This is a genomic window from Allonocardiopsis opalescens, assembly GCF_003002095.1.
Taxonomy (GTDB): Bacteria; Actinomycetota; Actinomycetes; order Streptosporangiales; family Streptosporangiaceae; genus Allonocardiopsis; species Allonocardiopsis opalescens.
In genome coordinates this window covers 221,311-238,717 of the sequence record NZ_PVZC01000009.1, presented here as the reverse complement: position 1 = coordinate 238,717, position 17,407 = coordinate 221,311, and the positions used below count along the sequence as shown (strand labels likewise).

Annotated in this window: 18 protein-coding genes; all 18 read left to right on the top strand. The window is 73.1% G+C overall.

The window, feature by feature from the left end:
• Positions 1–11: 11 nt before the first annotated feature.
• The 18 genes from coaD (at position 12) to rplS (ending at position 17,402) form a co-directional block, all read left to right on the top strand.
• Positions 12–500, top strand: coding sequence for a pantetheine-phosphate adenylyltransferase (gene coaD, locus CLV72_RS26910; RefSeq protein ID WP_106251893.1), 489 nt, complete (start codon positions 12–14; stop codon positions 498–500).
• Positions 501–757: 257 nt separating this feature from the next.
• Positions 758–1,258, top strand: a complete 501-nt coding sequence (locus CLV72_RS26905; protein ID WP_106251891.1) for a YceD family protein — start codon at positions 758–760, stop codon at positions 1,256–1,258.
• A 1-nt stretch (position 1,259) separates the two neighbouring features.
• Positions 1,260–1,436 carry a 50S ribosomal protein L32 gene (gene rpmF, locus CLV72_RS26900; protein WP_106251890.1) on the top strand — a complete coding sequence of 59 codons (177 nt, stop codon included), beginning with the start codon at positions 1,260–1,262 and terminating at the stop codon, positions 1,434–1,436.
• Positions 1,437–1,739: 303 nt separating this feature from the next.
• The gene (rnc, locus tag CLV72_RS26895) at positions 1,740–2,492 is read left to right on the top strand and encodes a ribonuclease III (protein ID WP_106251889.1); all 753 of its coding nucleotides are present in this window, start codon (positions 1,740–1,742) and stop codon (positions 2,490–2,492) included.
• 4 nt (positions 2,493–2,496) lie between these two features.
• Positions 2,497–3,369, top strand: coding sequence for a bifunctional DNA-formamidopyrimidine glycosylase/DNA-(apurinic or apyrimidinic site) lyase (gene mutM / locus CLV72_RS26890; protein WP_106251882.1), 873 nt, complete (start codon positions 2,497–2,499; stop codon positions 3,367–3,369).
• Between the two features lie 63 nt (positions 3,370–3,432).
• Positions 3,433–3,708, top strand: a complete 276-nt coding sequence (locus CLV72_RS26885; RefSeq protein WP_106251879.1) for an acylphosphatase — start codon at positions 3,433–3,435, stop codon at positions 3,706–3,708.
• A 232-nt stretch (positions 3,709–3,940) separates the two neighbouring features.
• Positions 3,941–4,126 (top strand): hypothetical protein, encoded by a 186-nt coding sequence (locus tag CLV72_RS26880; RefSeq protein WP_106252278.1) that lies wholly within the window; start codon positions 3,941–3,943, stop codon positions 4,124–4,126.
• A gap of 340 nt (positions 4,127–4,466) precedes the next feature.
• On the top strand, positions 4,467–8,057 hold the full coding sequence (gene smc / locus CLV72_RS26875; RefSeq protein ID WP_106251877.1) for a chromosome segregation protein SMC: 3,591 nt from the start codon (positions 4,467–4,469) through the stop codon (positions 8,055–8,057).
• 71 nt (positions 8,058–8,128) lie between these two features.
• Positions 8,129–9,301, top strand: coding sequence for a signal recognition particle-docking protein FtsY (gene ftsY / locus CLV72_RS26870; RefSeq protein ID WP_106251874.1), 1,173 nt, complete (start codon positions 8,129–8,131; stop codon positions 9,299–9,301).
• 383 nt (positions 9,302–9,684) lie between these two features.
• Positions 9,685–11,034: an ammonium transporter gene (locus tag CLV72_RS26865; RefSeq protein ID WP_106251871.1), complete on the top strand. Its 1,350-nt coding sequence runs from the start codon at positions 9,685–9,687 to the stop codon at positions 11,032–11,034.
• Positions 11,035–11,036: 2 nt separating this feature from the next.
• Positions 11,037–11,375: a P-II family nitrogen regulator gene (locus CLV72_RS26860; protein ID WP_106251869.1), complete on the top strand. Its 339-nt coding sequence runs from the start codon at positions 11,037–11,039 to the stop codon at positions 11,373–11,375.
• A gap of 286 nt (positions 11,376–11,661) precedes the next feature.
• On the top strand, positions 11,662–12,810 hold the full coding sequence (locus tag CLV72_RS26855; RefSeq protein WP_106251867.1) for a hypothetical protein: 1,149 nt from the start codon (positions 11,662–11,664) through the stop codon (positions 12,808–12,810).
• Between the two features lie 95 nt (positions 12,811–12,905).
• A complete protein-coding gene (ffh, locus tag CLV72_RS26850) occupies positions 12,906–14,507 on the top strand; it encodes a signal recognition particle protein (RefSeq protein WP_106251864.1) in 1,602 nt (533 codons plus the stop codon).
• Between the two features lie 195 nt (positions 14,508–14,702).
• Positions 14,703–15,170, top strand: coding sequence for a 30S ribosomal protein S16 (rpsP, locus tag CLV72_RS26845; protein WP_106251862.1), 468 nt, complete (start codon positions 14,703–14,705; stop codon positions 15,168–15,170).
• 1 nt (position 15,171) lies between these two features.
• Complete coding sequence (locus tag CLV72_RS26840) at positions 15,172–15,414, top strand: RNA-binding protein (protein ID WP_106251860.1); 243 nt, start codon at positions 15,172–15,174, stop codon at positions 15,412–15,414.
• Positions 15,415–15,521: 107 nt separating this feature from the next.
• Positions 15,522–16,031, top strand: coding sequence for a ribosome maturation factor RimM (gene rimM / locus CLV72_RS26835; RefSeq protein ID WP_106252275.1), 510 nt, complete (start codon positions 15,522–15,524; stop codon positions 16,029–16,031).
• Between the two features lie 52 nt (positions 16,032–16,083).
• Positions 16,084–16,887 carry a tRNA (guanosine(37)-N1)-methyltransferase TrmD gene (gene trmD / locus CLV72_RS26830; protein WP_106251858.1) on the top strand — a complete coding sequence of 268 codons (804 nt, stop codon included), beginning with the start codon at positions 16,084–16,086 and terminating at the stop codon, positions 16,885–16,887.
• 158 nt (positions 16,888–17,045) lie between these two features.
• Complete coding sequence (gene rplS / locus CLV72_RS26825; RefSeq protein WP_106251856.1) at positions 17,046–17,402, top strand: 50S ribosomal protein L19; 357 nt, start codon at positions 17,046–17,048, stop codon at positions 17,400–17,402.
• The last annotated feature ends 5 nt before the right edge of the window (positions 17,403–17,407 follow it).

Sequence of the window (17,407 nt, the reverse complement as noted above, 5' to 3'; positions counted from 1 at the left end):
AAGGCCGCACCGTGCGCCGTGTCGTCTGCCCGGGTTCCTTCGACCCGGTCACCAACGGACATCTCGACATCATCAGCCGGGCCTCGCGGCAGTACGACGAAGTGGTCGCGGCCGTGCTGATCAACGTCTCCAAGACCAGCCTGTTCACCGTCGAGGAGCGGGTGGAGATGCTGCGGGAGGTCACCGCCGGCTACGGAAACGTGCGGGTGGAGAAGTTCCACGGCCTGCTGGTCGACTTCTGCAAGGCCAACGACATCCCCGCGATCGTGCGCGGCCTGCGGGCCGTCAGCGACTTCGACTACGAGCTGCAGATCGCCCAGATGAACTACCGGCTGGCCGGGGTGGAGACCCTGTTCATGGCCACCAACCCGCAGGTCTCCTTCCTCTCCTCCAGCCTGGTCAAGGAGATCGCCCGCTACCACGGCGACGTGTCCTCCGCGGTGCCGGAACTGGTCGGGCAGCGGCTGCGCGAGCGGCTGGGCGGCGCGCCGCCCTCCTGAGGGCGCCCGTGCCCCTGCCGAGGCGGCGGAAGCGGCTCCGGCCGCTGGTAAACTCAGTGGTTGCTCCTCAGCGTGCGCGAGCGCGCCGAGCGGCCGCCCGACCCGCGGCCGAGCAGCCGAGCACCGGCCGGCGCCGTCCGGCCGCGACCGGTCGACACCGCCGCCGCCCTCACGAAAGCAGGACTGCCCTGTCTCGCCTCAACCCCAAAGCCCCCTACACGGTCGACACCCGGCCGCTCGGGCGCCAGCCGGGCGCGATGCGGACCCAGTCCAGGATCGTGCCGGCCCCCGCCGACCTCGAGGCGGGGCTGGTCGGCGTCCGCGAGGGCGCCGAACTCGAACTGGATTTCCGGTTGGAGTCGGTCGTCGACGGCGTGCTCGTGTCCGGCACGGTGCGCGCCCCCCTGTCCGGGGAGTGCGCCCGCTGCCTGGAGCCGCTGGCCGACTCCGTCGATGCGGAGTTCCAGGAGCTCTTCGTCTATCCTGCGGATGACCTTTCCGCGGCCGAGGACGCGGACGAGGACGAGACCCACCGCCTCGAGGGCGATCTGATCGACCTCGAACCCGTGGTGCGTGACGCGGTCGTGCTGGAGCTGCCGCTGTCGCCGCTGTGCCGGGACGACTGCCCCGGCCTGTGCGCGCAGTGCGGCGTCCGGCTCGCCGACGCCCCGCCCGATCACGGGCACGACGGCGCCGACCCCCGGTGGGCGGCGCTGCGCAAGCTAACGAATCACGACAACGAGACCCAGGAGGGCTGACGTGGCCGTCCCGAAGCGGAAGATGTCGCGGAGCAACACCCGGTCACGCCGCGCGCAGTGGAAGGCGTCCGCGCCGACCCTCGTGACCTGCCCGCAGTGCCGCGACCCCAAGCTGCCGCACACCGCGTGCCCGAACTGCGGCACCTACAACCGCCGCCAGGTCGTCGACCCGGCCTGAGCCCGAAGCGCCCGGTGGCGCGCCGCCCGCCGGCTCCGGAAGCCTCCGGCGCCGGCGGGCGGCGCGCAACCCGCTCCAGTGGTGATGCTCCCCGGGACCGTGGTGGCCGCCGGTTGAGGCGCGGTGCGAACCGCCCGCCTTCCCCGGCGCTCACCTCGCTTCCGTGGAACCTCCCCGTCGTGCCGCGCGAGCGCGCCCGCGGTACGGTTACGCGTCGCCGCTGCCTTGATCCCGGTCAACGGAGCCGGTCCGGGTCGGACGAACCCGGTGGGCCGGCGTCGCGAACGAAGAGGTGTACAGGCGATGACCACTGCCGACAATCCCGCGGACCCGCGGCGGATCGCCGAGGAGCTCGGCGCCGCCATCGGCGTCGCGGTCGACCCCGTCCTGCTCGAACGGGCGCTGACGCACCGCTCCTACGCCTATGAGAACGGCGGGCTGCCCACCAATGAGCGGCTGGAGTTCCTGGGCGACTCCGTGCTGGGCCTGGTCGTCACCGACACCCTGTACCGCGAGCACCCCGACCTCCCCGAGGGCCAGCTGGCCAAGCTGCGCGCCGCCGTGGTGAACATGCGGGCGCTGGCCGATGTCGGCCGCGGCCTGCGGCTGGGCGGCTACATCCGGCTGGGGCGCGGCGAGGAGGGCACCGGCGGGCGCGACAAGTCCTCGATCCTGGCCGACACCCTGGAGGCGCTGATCGGCGCCGTCTACCTGGACCGCGGCCTGGCCGCGGCGTCGGAGCTGGTGCACCGCCTGTTCGACCCGCTGATCGCCAAGGCGGCCGGGCTGGGCGCCGGCCTGGACTGGAAGACCTCGCTCCAGGAGCTGACCGCGGCCGAGCTGCTCGGGGTGCCCGAATACCACGTCGAGGAGAGCGGCCCCGACCACCAGAAGACCTTCCGGGCCACCGCCCGGGTGGCCGGTGAGAGCTTCGGCCAGGGCGAGGGCCGCAGCAAGAAGGAGGCCGAGCAGCAGGCGGCCGAGGCGGCGTGGACCGCGATCCGCGCCCGCGCAGAGGCGGCCGGCGGCACGCCCCCCGACAAGCCCGCGGGCTGAGCCGGTGCCCGAGCTGCCCGAGGTCGAGGTGGTCCGGCGCGGGCTGGAGCAGTGGGTCGTCGGCCGCACCATCGCCGGCGTCAGCGTGTACAACCCCAGGTCGGTGCGGCGGCACACCGCGGGCGGCGCCGACTTCGGCGACCGGCTCCGCGGGCTCACCGTCACCGCCGTGCGCCGCCGGGGCAAGTACCTGTGGCTGCCGCTGGACACCGGCGACGCCGTCCTGGCGCACCTGGGCATGAGCGGCCAGCTGCTGGTGCAGCCGCCCGACCGCCCCGACGAGAAGCACCTGCGGGTGCGGATCGTGTTCACCGGGCCGGGCGGCGCCGGCGGCGCCGACCGTGAACTGCGCTTCGTGGACCAGCGCACCTTCGGGCATCTGATGGTGGTGCCCGGCGGCGCGGAGCTGCCCGCGCCGATCGCGCACATCGCGCCCGACCCCTTCGAGTCCGCCTTCGACCCCGACGCCTTCGCCGCGGCGCTGCGGCGCAGGCGCACCGGCCTCAAGCGCGCCCTGCTCGACCAGTCCCTGATCAGCGGCGTCGGCAACATCTACGCCGACGAGGCGCTGTGGCTCAGCCGCCAGCACTGGGCCCGCGCCACCGAGACGCTCACCGCCGCGGAGACCGCCGGCGTCCTGGACTCCGTCCGCACGGTGATGAGCGCCGCGCTGCGCGAGGGCGGCACCTCCTTCGACAGCCTGTACGTGAACGTCAACGGCGAGAGCGGCTACTTCGACCGCTCGCTGCGCGTCTACGGCCGCCGCGACGAGCCCTGCGTGCGCTGCGGCACCCCGATCCGCCGCGACGTGTTCATGAACCGTTCGTCCTTCAGCTGCCCCACCTGCCAGCCGGTCCCGGAGGGCGCGCGCTTGTGAGCGGCGGCGGGCCGCGGGCGTCCGCGCCGCGGTGCGCGGGGCCGTGCTCGCTACCATGGCCCGATGGGGAACGTCCGACTGAACGCGTGGGTGCGGGGCCAGGTCCAGGGGGTGGGTTTCCGCTGGTGGACGCGGTCCCGGGCGCTTGAGCTGGGCCTCACCGGGGCGGCGACCAACCTCGACGACGGGCGGGTGGAGGTGGTGGCCGAGGGGCCGGAGGAGTCCTGCCGGCGGCTGCTCGAGCTGTTGCGGACGGGTGACACCCCGGGCCGGGTGGTCGACGTGACCGAACGCTGGCGTGAATATGGCGGTTCCTACACCGGCTTCGTCGAACGTTGAGTATCCTGAGGCGGTAGCGCTGACGCGGGGACCAGGCGGAGCCGACACGGGCAGGTGCGGCGCGGCAAAGCCCTGTTAAATCAGCGTTACATCTCACAGTTGTTCAACTTGACCCATGGGTTTCGCGGTGAGACTCTGGTAGTACACCGCGCGCGCCAATACGGACATTCGAGCTCCGTCAGTTCCTTGTGCGCAGGATCCGTCTGGTCACTCAGTGTGGAGGACCCACATCATGGCGAAGGCTCTACTTGGCCACGTTGGTGGTCCTGACCCGCGGATGGTTCAGGAGATGCGCCGCCTCCAGCAGCGCGTACGCGACCTCGAAGCCGAGCTCGTACGTCTGCAGGCTCAGCACGACGCGATCTCCGAGGCCGTCGTCACGGTCAGGACCTCCGAGCGCGAGCCGGCGCTGACCTGAGTAATCGCAGGTCGGGCAGTAGCGACACGTATCAGGGACGTCAAGGAAATGGCGTCCCTTTTCGCTGCCCTGGAACCGGCCGCCATTCCTGCCGGCCGTACCCGTGCCGTTCCCGCCATACCCCGGCCAATGGTCGCGCGTACCGCCGGACATCTCTAGACCATCCCGCGCATCCCGCCTTTGCCTACGCCCCATTTCGAGCCGCGTCCACAGATCAGCGGCACTCCGCGGGTAAGGTCGGCGCAATGAGCCGCCGTGCGCGGCGGCGCGCCGCGGCCCGGCGCGCCCCGGGGCCGGGCGGCGCCCCGGCCGTCCAGCGGAGGAAAGGGAGAGCGGACGCGTGTACCTGAAGAACCTGACCCTGCGCGGGTTCAAGTCCTTCGCGTCCGCCACCACCCTGCGCTTCGAACCCGGGATCACCTGCGTCGTCGGGCCCAACGGCTCCGGCAAGTCCAATGTGGTGGACGCCCTTTCCTGGGTGATGGGGGAGCAGGGCGCCAAGTCGCTGCGCGGCGGCAAGATGGAGGACGTCATCTTCGCGGGCACCTCGTCCCGCCAGGCGCTGGGCCGCGCCGAGGTGAGCCTCACCATCGACAACACCGACGGCGCCCTGCCGATCTCCTACGCCGAGGTCACCATCACCCGCACCCTGTTCCGCAACGGGGGCTCCGAATACGCCATCAACGGTGACACCTGCCGGCTGCTGGACATCCAGGAACTGCTGTCGGACTCCGGGATCGGCCGCGAGATGCACGTCATCGTCGGCCAGGGGCAGCTCGACACCGTGCTGCACGCCGGCCCCGAGGAGCGCAGAGCGCTCATCGAGGAGTCGGCCGGCATCCTCAAGCACCGCAAGCGCAAGGAGAAGGCCCTCCGCAAGCTCGACGCGATGCAGGGCAACCTCAACCGGCTCACCGACCTCACCGCCGAGCTGCGCCGCCAGCTCAAGCCGCTCGGCCGGCAGGCCGAGATCGCCCGGCGGGCCGCCGTCATCCAGGCCGACCTGCGCGACGCGCGGCTGCGGCTGCTCGCCGACGACATCGTCACCCTGCGGGAGCGGCTGGAGCGCGAGGAGGCCGACGAGAACGCGGTCCGGCAGCGGCGCGAGACCGTCGAGCGCGAGTTGGCGGCGGCGCAGGCCCGCGAGGCCGAGCTGGAGGCGGCCGCCGCGGCGGCCGCGCCCCGGCTGGCCGCCGCCAATGACGCCTTCCACGGCCTGTCCCGGCTGCGGGAGCGGCTGCGCGGCGCCGCCTCGCTGGCGGCCGAGCGCCGCCGCCACCTCACCGGCGACTCCGGCGAGGAGCGGCGCGGGCGCGAGCCCGAGGAGCTGGAGCGCGAGGCCGAGGAGGTGCGCGCCCAGGAGGAGGAGCTGACCGAGGCACTGGAGGCGTCGCGGGAGTCGCTGGAGGCGGTCGTCGCCGAGCGCACCGCGGCCGAGGCGGCGCTGCGCGCCGAGGAGGCGAGGATCGCCGCCGCCGCGCGGGCCGCCGCCGACCGGCGCGAGGGCCTGGCCACGCTGCGGGGCCGGGTCGAGGCGGCGCGCAGCCGGCTGGCCGCTGCCGAGGCCGAGATCCAGCGGCTGGCCGACGCGGCCGGCGAGGCGCGCGGCCGGGCCGAGACCGCCCGGGTCGAGTACGAGCAGGCCGAGGCGGAGGTGGAGGGCGCCGACGAGGGCGAAGGACGGCTGGACGAGGAGAACGAGCAGGCCAGGACGGCGCTGGCCGAGGCAGAGGCCGAGCTGGCCGAACTGCGCGGGGCCGAGCGGGCCGCCGAGCGGGAGCGGGCCGCGCTGGCCGCCCGCCGCGACGCCCTGGAACTCGGCCTCAACCGCAAGGACGCCGCCGCCGCGCTGCTGGACGGCGCCGAGCGGCTGCCCGGCGTCCTGGACTCGCTGGCCGCGATGCTCACCGTCGAACCCGGCGCGCAGACCGCCGTCGCCGCCGCGCTCGGCGCCGCCTCCGACGCCGTCGCCGTCGCCGACCTGGACACCGCCGTCGAGGCGGTCCGGGCGCTGAAGAAGGAGGATGGCGGCCGGGCCGGCCTGGTCGTCGCCGGGGAGCAGGCCGGGTCCGCGCTGCCGCGCGAGCGCTGGCCGGCGCTGCCCGAGGGCGTCGGCTACGCCGTGGACGCCGTGCTGGCGCCGCCGCGGCTGCGCGGCGTGCTGGCCGCGCTGCTGGACCGGGTCGCGATCGCCGACGACCTGGAGCAGGCCGCCGCCCTGCTGGAGACCGGCGTGCGCGCCGTCACCCGCGAAGGCGACCTGTTCGCCCCCGGCTTCGTGGCCGGCGGCTCCACCGCCGTACCCAGCCTGCTGGAGGTGCGCGCCGCCGTCGACGAGGCGGCCGAGAGCCTGGAGTCGGCCACCGCGACCGGGGAGCGGCTCCGCGCCGAGCTGGCCGAGGCCGACGAGCGGCGCGCGGCCGCCGCCGCCGTGGTCGAGGACATCGCCCGCCGCCGCCGTGCCGCCGACAAGCGCCGCAACGAGGTCGCGCAGCGGATCGGCCGCCTCGGCGGCCAGCACCGCGCCGCGCTGGCCGAGACCCAGCGCGCCGAGGCGGCGCTGGCCAAGGCCGAGAGCGGACGGGCGGCCGGGCTCTCCCAGCTGGCCGAACTGGAGCAGCGGCTCGACCAGGCCGAGGCCGAGCCCGTGGACGACTCCGACGCCGACACCGACGCCCGCGACGAACTCGCCGACCGCTGCGCGGCCGCCCGCTCCGCCGAGATGGAGGCCCGCCTCACCGTCCGCACCGCCGAGGAGCGCGCCCGCGCCATCGCCGGCCGCGCCGACGGCCTGCTGCGGGCCGCCGCCAAGGAGCGCGAGGCGCGCGAGCGCGCCGCCGCCCGCCGGGCGCTGCGCGAGCGCCAGGCGGCGATCGCCGCCGCCGTGCTGACCGGCGCCGAGCGCGCGCTGGAGCGCATCGAGGTCTCGCTGGCCGCCGCCGACGCCCAGCGGCAGCGGGCCGAGGCGGAGCGGGCGCACCGCGACGAGGAGGCCAAGACCGTCCGCGCCCGGCTGCGCGAACTCTCCACCGAGCTGGAGAAGCTGGTCAGCGTGGTGCACGGCAACGAGGTGGCCCGCGCCGAGCAGCGGCTGCGGCTGGAGCAGCTGGAGACCCGCGCCGTCGACGAACTGGGCATCGAGGTCGACGTGCTCGTCGCCGAGTACGGCCCGGCCGTGCCGCTGCCTCCGTCGGAGGAGGCCGAGGAGGCGCCCGCCGGGCCCGAGGGGGAGGGGACCGCCCCCGCCGCGCGCCCCGGCCGCCCCTACGTCCGTGCCGAGCAGGAGAAGCGGCTGCGGCAGGCCGAGCGCCAGCTCAAGCAGCTCGGCAAGGTCAACCCGCTCGCGCTGGAGGAGTTCGCGGCGCTGGAGGAGCGGCACGCCTTCCTCAGCACCCAGCTGGAGGACCTGAAGAAGACCAGGCGCGACCTGCTGACCGTCGTCAAGGAGGTCGACGATCGGGTGGAGCAGGTCTTCACCGCCGCCTACAACGACGTCTCCGGCGAGTTCGAGGGCATCTTCGGCCGGCTGTTCCCCGGCGGCGAGGGCCGCCTGGTGCTGACCGACCCCGAGTCCATGCTGACCACCGGCGTGGAGGTCGAGGCGCGGCCGCCGGGCAAGAAGGTCAAGCGGCTCTCCCTGCTTTCGGGCGGCGAGCGCTCGCTGACCGCGGTCGCCTTCCTGGTCGCGATCTTCAAGGCCAGGCCCTCGCCCTTCTACGTGCTCGACGAGGTCGAGGCGGCGCTGGACGACACCAACCTCCAGCGGCTCATCATGATCATGGAGGAACTGCGGGAGAGCTCCCAGCTCATCGTGATCACCCACCAGAAGAAGACGATGGAGGTCGCCGACGCCCTGTACGGCGTCAGCATGCAGGGCGACGGGATCTCCCAGGTGATCAGCCAGAAGCTGGACCGCTCCGGGCGCGACTGAGCCGCGCCCCTCCTGCCCGGGCCGCCCGCCTAATGTGGAGCGGTCGCCGGATCTGCAAGACTGGTGGGGCTATGGAATTCGTGATCCTCTCCGTCGTCATCCTGCTCGTCGCCGTACTGGCCGTCGGCTTCTACCTGCTGCGGCCGGGGCGCGGTTCGGGCGGTGGCGCCCCCACCGACGAGCAGGCGCCGCCGTCGGCGTCGATCGACGAGATCCTGCCCGGAGGGGCCACCGGCTCCGACACCCTGGAGGCCGAGCGGCCCGCGCCGCCGCCGCGGGCCGGCGACACCGTCGTGCCCGAGGCGCCGGTCGAGACCCCGCCGCCCTCGGCGGGCCGGCTGGTGCGGCTGCGGGCGCGGCTGGCCCGCTCGCAGAGCACCTTCGGCCGCAGCCTGCTCAACCTGCTCTCCCGCGACGTGCTCACCGACGACGACTGGGACGAGATCGAGGACACCCTCATCACCGCCGACGTCGGCGTCACCCCCGCCGCGCAGATCGTCGCCGACCTGCGCACCCAGGTGAAGGTGCTCGGCACCCGCGACCTGGTCGAGGTGCGCTCGATGCTCAAGGACGAGCTGGTCAAGCAGATCGACACCGGCATGGACCGCACCCTGCGCACCGACGGCGGCGGCCGCCCGGCCGTGCTGATGGTCGTCGGCGTCAACGGCACCGGCAAGACCACCACCTGCGGCAAGCTCGGCCGGGTGCTGGTCGGCGACGGCCGCACCGTCGTGCTGGGCGCCGCCGACACCTTCCGCGCCGCCGCGGCCGACCAGCTGGAGACCTGGGGCTCGCGGGTCGGCGCCTCGGTGGTGCGCGGCCAGGAGGGCACCGACCCCGCCAGCGTCGCCTTCGACGCGGTGGCGCGCGGTATCGCCGACTCCGCCGACACCGTCATCGTGGACACCGCCGGCCGGCTGCACACCAAGACCGGCCTGATGGACGAGCTGGGCAAGGTCAAGCGGGTCATCGAGAAGCAGGCGCCCGTCGACGAGGTGCTGCTGGTCCTGGACGCCACCACCGGGCAGAACGGCCTGCGGCAGGCGCGCGTCTTCGCCGAGGCGGTGGCGGTCACCGGCATCGTGCTCACCAAGCTCGACGGCACCGCCAAGGGCGGCATCGTGATCGCGGTCCAGCGCGAGCTGGGCGTGCCGGTGAAGCTGGTCGGCCTGGGCGAGGGCCCCGACGACCTCGCGCCCTTCGAGACCGACGCCTTCGTCGACGCCATCCTCGGCGACGCCTGAGCCGCCGGCTCCCGTCCACCGGGCGGCCCGGAGGCCGCCGCGCACCGCTGACCGGCACCGGCGCGCGCCGAGGCGGCCGCGCCGCCGCCCGGCGCGAGGAACGTCGGATCCGGCCCGAAAGTTCCCTACAGCTGCGGGTCTGATTCGGTTCGGTTCCTCCGAAGTGCCCGGAACGGGAAGCGGCTGACCTGGCGCGTTAACGATGGTGAAATCTCGCCGCCATATCCGGTCATCGAAGCGAAACACCAGGTGATCAATCTTCACGCCCGCGCAACAGACCTCACCAGGCCGTGAAACACCCCTCGGGAAGAGTCGTCGCCTAACAGCGGAAGGGATCAAGGGCGACCCTGAGCGGAGGACCTGAGTGGGAGCGGGAGACCCAGATGGAGATTGATAGCGGCAGCACAGCATGGGTGCTGACCTGTGCGGCCCTCGTCATGCTCATGACGCCGGGACTGGCCTTCTTCTACGGAGGCATGTCGCGCGCCAAGAGCGTGCTCAACATGATGATGATGAGCCTCGGCAGTATCGCCGTCATCAGCGTGCTGTGGGTCCTCGTCGGCTACTCGCTGACCTTCGGCAGCGGCAGCGGTCCGCTGTCGCCCATCATCGGCGGCCTGGACACCGTCGGTCTCACCAGCATCCTGACCGGCGAGAACAACGCGATCGAGGGCCTGCCGGACATGGCCTTCGCGGCCTTCCAGATGATGTTCGCCATCATCACGGTCGCCCTCATCAGCGGTGCCATCGCCGACCGAGCGCGCTTCGGCGCGTGGATGGTCTTCGCGCCGGTCTGGGCACTGCTGGTCTACTTCCCGATCGCGCACTGGGTGTGGTCCGCCGACGGCTGGATCTTCAACCTCGGCGCGATCGACTTCGCCGGCGGCACCGCGGTGCACATCAACGCCGGCGCCGCCGCGCTCGCGGTCGCGCTGGTGGTCGGCCGCCGCAAGGGCTTCGGCACCGACGACGGCTTCCGGCCGCACAACCTGCCCTTCGTGCTGCTCGGCGCGGCGCTGCTGTGGTTCGGCTGGTTCGGCTTCAACGCCGGCTCCGCCGTCGCCGCCAACACCACCGCCTCGATCGCCTTCGTCAACACCCAGGTGGCCACCGCCGCGGCGGCCGGTGCCTGGATGCTGGTGGAGCGGCTGCGCTTCAAGGGCGCGACCTCGCTCGGCTTCGCCTCCGGCGCCGTCGCCGGCCTGGTCGCCATCACCCCGGCGGCGTCCACCCTGGACCCGATCGGCTCGATCATCCTGGGCCTGATCGCCGGCGCGGTCTGCTCCTTCGCGGTCAGCCTCAAGTACCGGCTCGGCTTCGACGACTCGCTCGACGTGGTCGGCATCCACCTGGTGGCCGGCGTCATCGGCTCGATCGCCATCGGCTTCCTGGCCACCGGCGCCGTGACCAGCGTGACCATGGCCGAGGAGACCAACGGCCTGTTCTTCGGCGGCGGCCTGAGCGTGCTGATCACGCAGGTGATCGCGGTCGTGGCCGTGCTGCTCTACTCTTTCGTCGCCTCGTTCATCATCGCTAAGGTCATCGACATGGTGATGGGCTTCCGGGTGCGCGAGGAGGTCGAGGTGGACGGTATCGACCAGGTCCACAACGAGAGCGCCTACGAGTTCACCGGTATGCACGGCACCGGCGCCTTCGGCGCCGAGACGCCGGCGAGCTCCAATGGCACGGCCCCGGGCGAGCCCGTCAAGACCGAGCAGAAGGTCGAGGCGTAGCCATGAAACTGATCACCGCGGTCATCAAGCCCTACAAGCTGGACGACGTACGAGCGGCCCTCGACGCCTTCGGCATCCTGGGGGTGACCGTGAGCGAGGCCAGCGGCTACGGCCGCCAGCGCGGGCACACCGAGGTCTACCGGGGCACCGCCCACCGGGTGGAGTTGCTGCCGAAGACCCGCCTGGAGATCCTGGTCGAGGACTCCGACGTGGAAACCGTGGTCGACGTGATCCTCAAGGCCGCCCACACCGGCATGATCGGCGACGGCAAGGTCTGGGTCGTCCCGGTCGACGAGGTGCACCGGGTCCGCACCGGTGAGCGGGGCGCGGCGGCCCTGTAGCGGACGGGCAAGCGGAGACAACCGCGATCCGGTCGACGGCGACCGTCGTGGGGGCGCGGAGAGGGCGCCGGCCGGTCGGCCGGCGCCCTCTCCTCCGTTGCGGAAGGCCCGCGCCGCGGCGGGAACGCGCGCAAGCCGCCGCGCGTCGCAGTGGCCGGAGGGCCGCCGGCCGCGACCACCGCCGCCGGACCGCGATGGTCATCATCACTCCGCTCCGCTCGGTACATTGGGCTGCACATCAGGCCCTGCTTCCCCGGGCCGACCCCTTCCGGGAGGAACCAGAACCATGGCTGGTAGCAGCACCCGTGTCCGGTCCGCGTGGGCGCTGGCCGCAGCGGTCGTGCTGGCCGGCGCGACCGGTTGCGGCATCCTCGACGGCCTCGGCGGCGACTCCGGTCCGACCGCCGACCCGCTGCGCGTCGCCGGCGGGCAGGCCGCCAACGAGGCGGCGGCCGGCCTGGCCGGCGCCCCCGCGGTGAGCTACACCTGGAGCTCCGACGACAGCGAGGAGCCCGAGGACCGCATCGAACTCCAGGTCACCCAGGGCGGCGTGGTCTACGGCGCCTTCGACCAGGGCGGCCGCGAGATCCGGGTGCTGAGCGCGGCCGATCAGACCTACGTCCGCTCCGACGCCGAGTTCTGGACCGGCCACGGCGCCGCCGAGGACGTCGCGTCCCGCTACGAGGACCGCTGGGTGCGGGTCACCCCCGACTACCTGAGCTTCGACCCGCGCGAGGCGCTGCTGCCCGAGACGGTGGGCGCCCAGGTCCAGGGGGCGCTCGCCGACTCCGCGGCCACGAGTGCCCCCGAGCTGACCTCGCTGAACGAGGTCCCGGTCTTCCAGGTGCCCACCTCCGGCGGCTTCGTCTTCGTCACCGAGGCCGAGCCGCACCAGGTCGTCCGCGTCGACGATCCCACCCTGCTGCCCCCGGTCGCCGGCGCCGAGGCCGACCCCGCCTCGCCCGCGGTGCTGGACGTCCAGCCGCTTGACGCCCAGGGCGTGGCCGCGCTGCGCGAGGAGGTCGTGGGGGCGGTCGGCTCCCTCGACGGCGCCTACAGCGTGCTGCCCCGGCTGACCGTCGAGGGCGACCTCGACCTCAACTGCGACAGCGAGTCCGGCAGCTGCGAGGCCGCGGCCGAGGTCAGCAGCAGCTTCGCCGCCGGCGTCGAGCCGACCCCCGTCCACGCCCGGCTCCAGGTGCAGTTCACCGCCGAGGGGCTGGACGACCGCGACTGCAACGACACCCGCACCATCGAGCCCGACGCCACTGCCACCCTGTCGTGCAGCGCCGAGTGGGAGCTCACCCCGGGCGTCGAGTACCAGATCCAGGCCGACGCCTACGTCGTGGCCCGGGCGCTCAACGGCGAGGAGCTGGACGAGCTGCAGGGCGCGGTCGGCGAGGAGTTCGACGCGGTCGAGCAGGCGCTGGGCTGAGCCGGTCCGGCGGGCGGGAGGGCGCCCCGTCCGGCGGGAAGCCGATACCCTTAGTTGTTCGTGCACCAGCCGCTGCGAGAGGGATGGCCTGACTCGTGTTCGAGACGCTCTCCGACCGCCTCACTTCGGTCTTCTCCGGCCTGCGGAGCAAGGGCCGCCTGTCGGACGCCGACATCGACGCGACCGCCCGCGAGATCCGGATCGCCCTGCTCGAAGCGGACGTCGCGCTTCCGGTCGTGCGCGCCTTCATCGCCCGGGTCAAGGAGCGGGCCAGGGGCGAGGAGGTCTCGCGCGCCCTCAACCCGGCCCAGCAGGTCGTCAAGATCGTCAACGAGGAGCTCATCGAGATCCTCGGCGGCGAGACCCGGCGGATCCGCTTCGCCAAGACCCCGCCCACGGTGATCATGCTGGCCGGTCTGCAGGGCGCCGGTAAGACCACCCTGGCCGGCAAGCTCGCCACCTGGCTGGTGGCGCAGCGCAACGCCCCGCTGCTGGTGGCGGCCGACCTCCAGCGGCCCAATGCCGTCACCCAGCTCCAGGTGCTCGGCGAGCGCGCCGGGGTGGCGGTCTTCGCGCCCGAGCCGGGCAACGGCGTCGGCGACCCCGTGCAGGTGGCCCGCGACTCCATCGAGCACGCGCGGCGCGCCAACCACGACGTGGTCATCATCGACACCGCCGGCCGCCTGGGCATCGACGAGGAGATGATGCGCCAGGCCGCCGACATCCGCGACGCGGTCCGGCCCGACGAGATCCTGTTCGTGGTCGACGCCATGATCGGCCAGGACGCGGTGAACACCGCGCAGGCCTTCGCCGACGGCGTCGGCTTCGACGGCGTGGTGCTCACCAAGCTCGACGGCGACGCCCGCGGCGGTGCGGCGCTGTCCATCCGGCACATCACCGAGCGCCCGATCATGTTCGCGTCCACCGGTGAGAAGCTGGACGACTTCGACGTCTTCCACCCCGACCGCATGGCCGGCCGGATCCTCGACATGGGCGACATCCTCACCCTGATCGAGCAGGCCGAGCGCACCTTCGACGCCGAGGACGCGGCGCGGATGGCCGGCAAGCTGGCCTCCGGCGACGACTTCACCCTCGACGACTTCCTCGAGCAGATGATGATGGTCCGCAAGCTCGGGCCGATCGGCAACCTGCTCGGCATGATGCCCGGCATGGGCCAGATGCGCGACCAGATCAGCAATATCGACGACAAGGACCTCGACCGCGTCGCGGCGATCATCCGCTCGATGACCCCGGGGGAGCGGCAGGACCCCAAGATCATCAACGGCTCGCGGCGGGCCAGGATCGCGGCCGGCTCCGGCACCCAGATCGGCGACGTCAGCGGCCTGGTCACCCGCTTCTTCGAGGCCCGCAAGATGATGAAGCAGATGTCGGCGGGCGGCGGCCTCCCCGGCATGGGCGGGCTGCCCGGCATGGGCGGCGGCCGCCGCAAGGCCACCAAGGCCGCCAAGCAGCAGGCCAAGAAGAAGGGCAAGCAGCGGATCGGCAACCCCGCCAAGGCGGCCGAGCGCGAGGCGCAGAAGGCCGCCGAGCGCCAGGCCAGGCGCGAGGAGCAGGCCGACGCCCCGCCCCAGCTGCCGCCGGGCCTCGGTGGCGGCGCGCCCGGCGCGGTACCGCAGCTGCCGCCCGGTCTCGGGCTGCCCGACCTCTCCGCGCTGCGCCAGCCGAAGAAGAAGTGAGCCGCCCCGCCGGCCCCGGTCCGCGCGTGGCGCACGGCACCCCCGGGCGTCTGGCACAATAGGTTGCTGACTAACGGTGTCCTGAGCGGCCCTCTACTTCTCACGGCATCCACGTCCACCGGACGCGGCGCAGCCCAACCCCACGGGCTCCGGCGCCGCGGCCAATCACCGCCTTATCAGGAGAAGACCGCACTCGTGGCCGTCAAGATCAAGCTCAAGCGTATGGGGAAGATCCGTACGCCGCAGTACCGCATCGTCATCGCCGACTCCCGCACCAAGCGCGACGGACGCGCGATCGAGGAGATCGGCAAGTACCACCCCAAGGAAGAGCCCAGCCTGATCCAGGTGAACTCCGAGCGCGCCCAGTACTGGCTGGGGGTCGGCGCGCAGCCGACCGAGCCGGTGCTGCACCTGCTCAAGCTCACCGGTGACTGGCAGAAGTTCAAGGGCCTGCCCGCCCCGGGGCCGCTCAAGCAGGCCGAGCCCAAGCCCGACCGCGAGGCCGAGTTCCAGTCCGTGCTCAAGGAGCTCGTGCTGAACAGCGGCGACGACAACAAGGGCCGGGGCGGCAAGAAGTCCGAGCCCAAGGCCAAGGCGAGCGAGCAGCCGGCCGAGACCCCTGCGGCGGAGGGCGACGCCCCGGCATCCGAGGGCGGGGCCTGAAGTGCTCGAAGAGGCTCTTGAACACCTGGTCAAGGGCATCGTGGAGCACCCGGACGAGGTCCGGGTGCGCACCCGGCGCCTCCGCAAGGGCAAGGTCATCGAGGTGCGCGTGCACCCCGACGACCTCGGCAAGGTCATCGGCCGCAACGGCCGAACCGCCAAGTCGCTGCGCACCGTCGTGGGCGCGCTCGGCGGCGGCCGGTACGTCCGGGTCGACCTGCTGGACCTCCATGAGGTCCGCTGAGGTCCGACCCTCGTCGGACCAGGGGTCCTGCCAGGCGGCCGCGTCCGCCCGGTCGGACCCCTCGTCCGTTGGGGGCGCGCCGTCCGGAGCGGTGCGGGGTGGCTGAGGTGATCCTCGTGGTCGGCCAGGTGCGCCGCCCGCACGGCATCCGGGGCGAGGTCGTCGTCGAGGTACGCACCGACACCCCCGAGGAGCGCTTCACCGCGGGGGCGCGGCTGCTCACCGAACCGGCCGAGGCCGGGCCGCTCACGGTGAAGTCCGTCCGGAACCACTCGGGCAGCCTGCTGGTCAGGTTCGCCGGCGTCGCCGACCGCGACGCCGCCGAACGGCTCAAGGGCGTGCTGCTGGCGGTGGACTCCGCCACCCTGCCCGACACCGGCGACCCCGACGAGTTCTACGACCACCAGCTGATCGGCCTGGCGGCCGAGCTGGCCGACGGCACCCGGGTGGGCGAGGTGGTCGACGTGCTGCACCACAGCCAGGACGTGCTGGTGCTGCGGCTGCCCGACGGCGGCGAGGCGCTGGTGCCCTTCGTCGGCCCGATCGTGCCCGAGGTCGACCTCGACGGCGGCCGGCTGGTGCTCGACCCGCCGCCGGGCCTGCTCGAACTGGGCTGACGGAACCGGCACCCGGCGGCACCCCGCCGGGTGTGGCCACTACGGAGCGGCAATGCGCATCGACATCGTGAGCATCTTCCCGGAGTACTTCGCTCCGCTGGACGTCTCGCTGCTGGGCAAGGCCCGTGCCGCGGGCATCCTGGACATCGAGGTGCACCAGCTGCGCGACTGGACCACCGACCGGCACCGCACGGTGGACGACACCCCCTACGGCGGCGGGCCCGGCATGGTGATGAAGCCGGAGCCGTGGGGGCGGGCCCTGGACGCGGTGCTCGCGGCCGGGCGCGAGGCCGGCCCGGCGGCGCCGGTGCCCCGGCTGGTGGTGCCGACACCGAGCGGGCGCCCGTTCACGCAGGTCCACGCGCAGCGACTCGCGGCGGAGCCGTGGCTGCTGTTCGCCTGCGGCCGCTACGAGGGCATCGACGCCCGGGTGGTCGAGGACGCGCGGCAGCGGATGCCGGTCGATGAGCTGAGCATCGGCGACTACGTGCTGGCCGGGGGCGAGTCGGCCGCGCTGGTCATCATCGAGGCCGTCAGCCGGCTGCTGCCCGGCGTGCTCGGCAACGCCGACTCCGTCGTGGACGACTCCTTCGCGGCCGGGCCCATGTCCGCACTGCTCGAAGGACCCGTCTACACCAAGCCGGCCAGCTGGCGGGAGCACGAGGTGCCCGCGGTGCTGCTGTCGGGCGACCACGGCGCGGTCGCGCGCTGGCGTCGCGACCAGGCGCTGCTGCGCACCGCGGCCAACCGGCCCGAGCTGCTCGCCGGGCGCGGTCCCGACGATCTGGACCGGCGGGACCTGGAGGTGCTGGACTCCGTCCGCGTTCCGGGCACCGTCCAGGATGTGGCAGACTGACTAGGTCGTTCCTCTCATGCGCACTCAGGAGGCCGTGACGAACGGCAGTCCGAGGGGCGCCGCCCGGCCATCCGCGGCCGGCCCGCGCCCCGGCAGACCACCCGCCCACCGGCAGCCCTGATGCCGGCTGCGGCGCGCTCAGATGAGGAACCGCCGAGATGCACACCGCAATCCAGGAGCTCGAGCAGAGCCGGCTGCGCTCCGCCGAAGACGTCCCGGCCTTCCGCCCGGGCGACACGCTCAACGTCAACGTCCGGGTGAAGGAGGGCAACCGCTCCCGCATCCAGGTATTCAAGGGCGTCGTGATCGCCCGCCAGGGTTCCGGCATCCGTGAGACCTTCACGATCCGCAAGATCAGCTACGGCGTGGGAGTCGAGCGCACCTTCCCGGTGCACACCCCCGCGATCGAGAAGATCGAGGTCGTCAGCCGGGGCCGGGTGCGCCGCGCCAAGCTGTACTACCTGCGCGAGCTGCGCGGCAAGGCCGCGCGCATCAAGGAGCGCCGCGACTTCTGACGGCG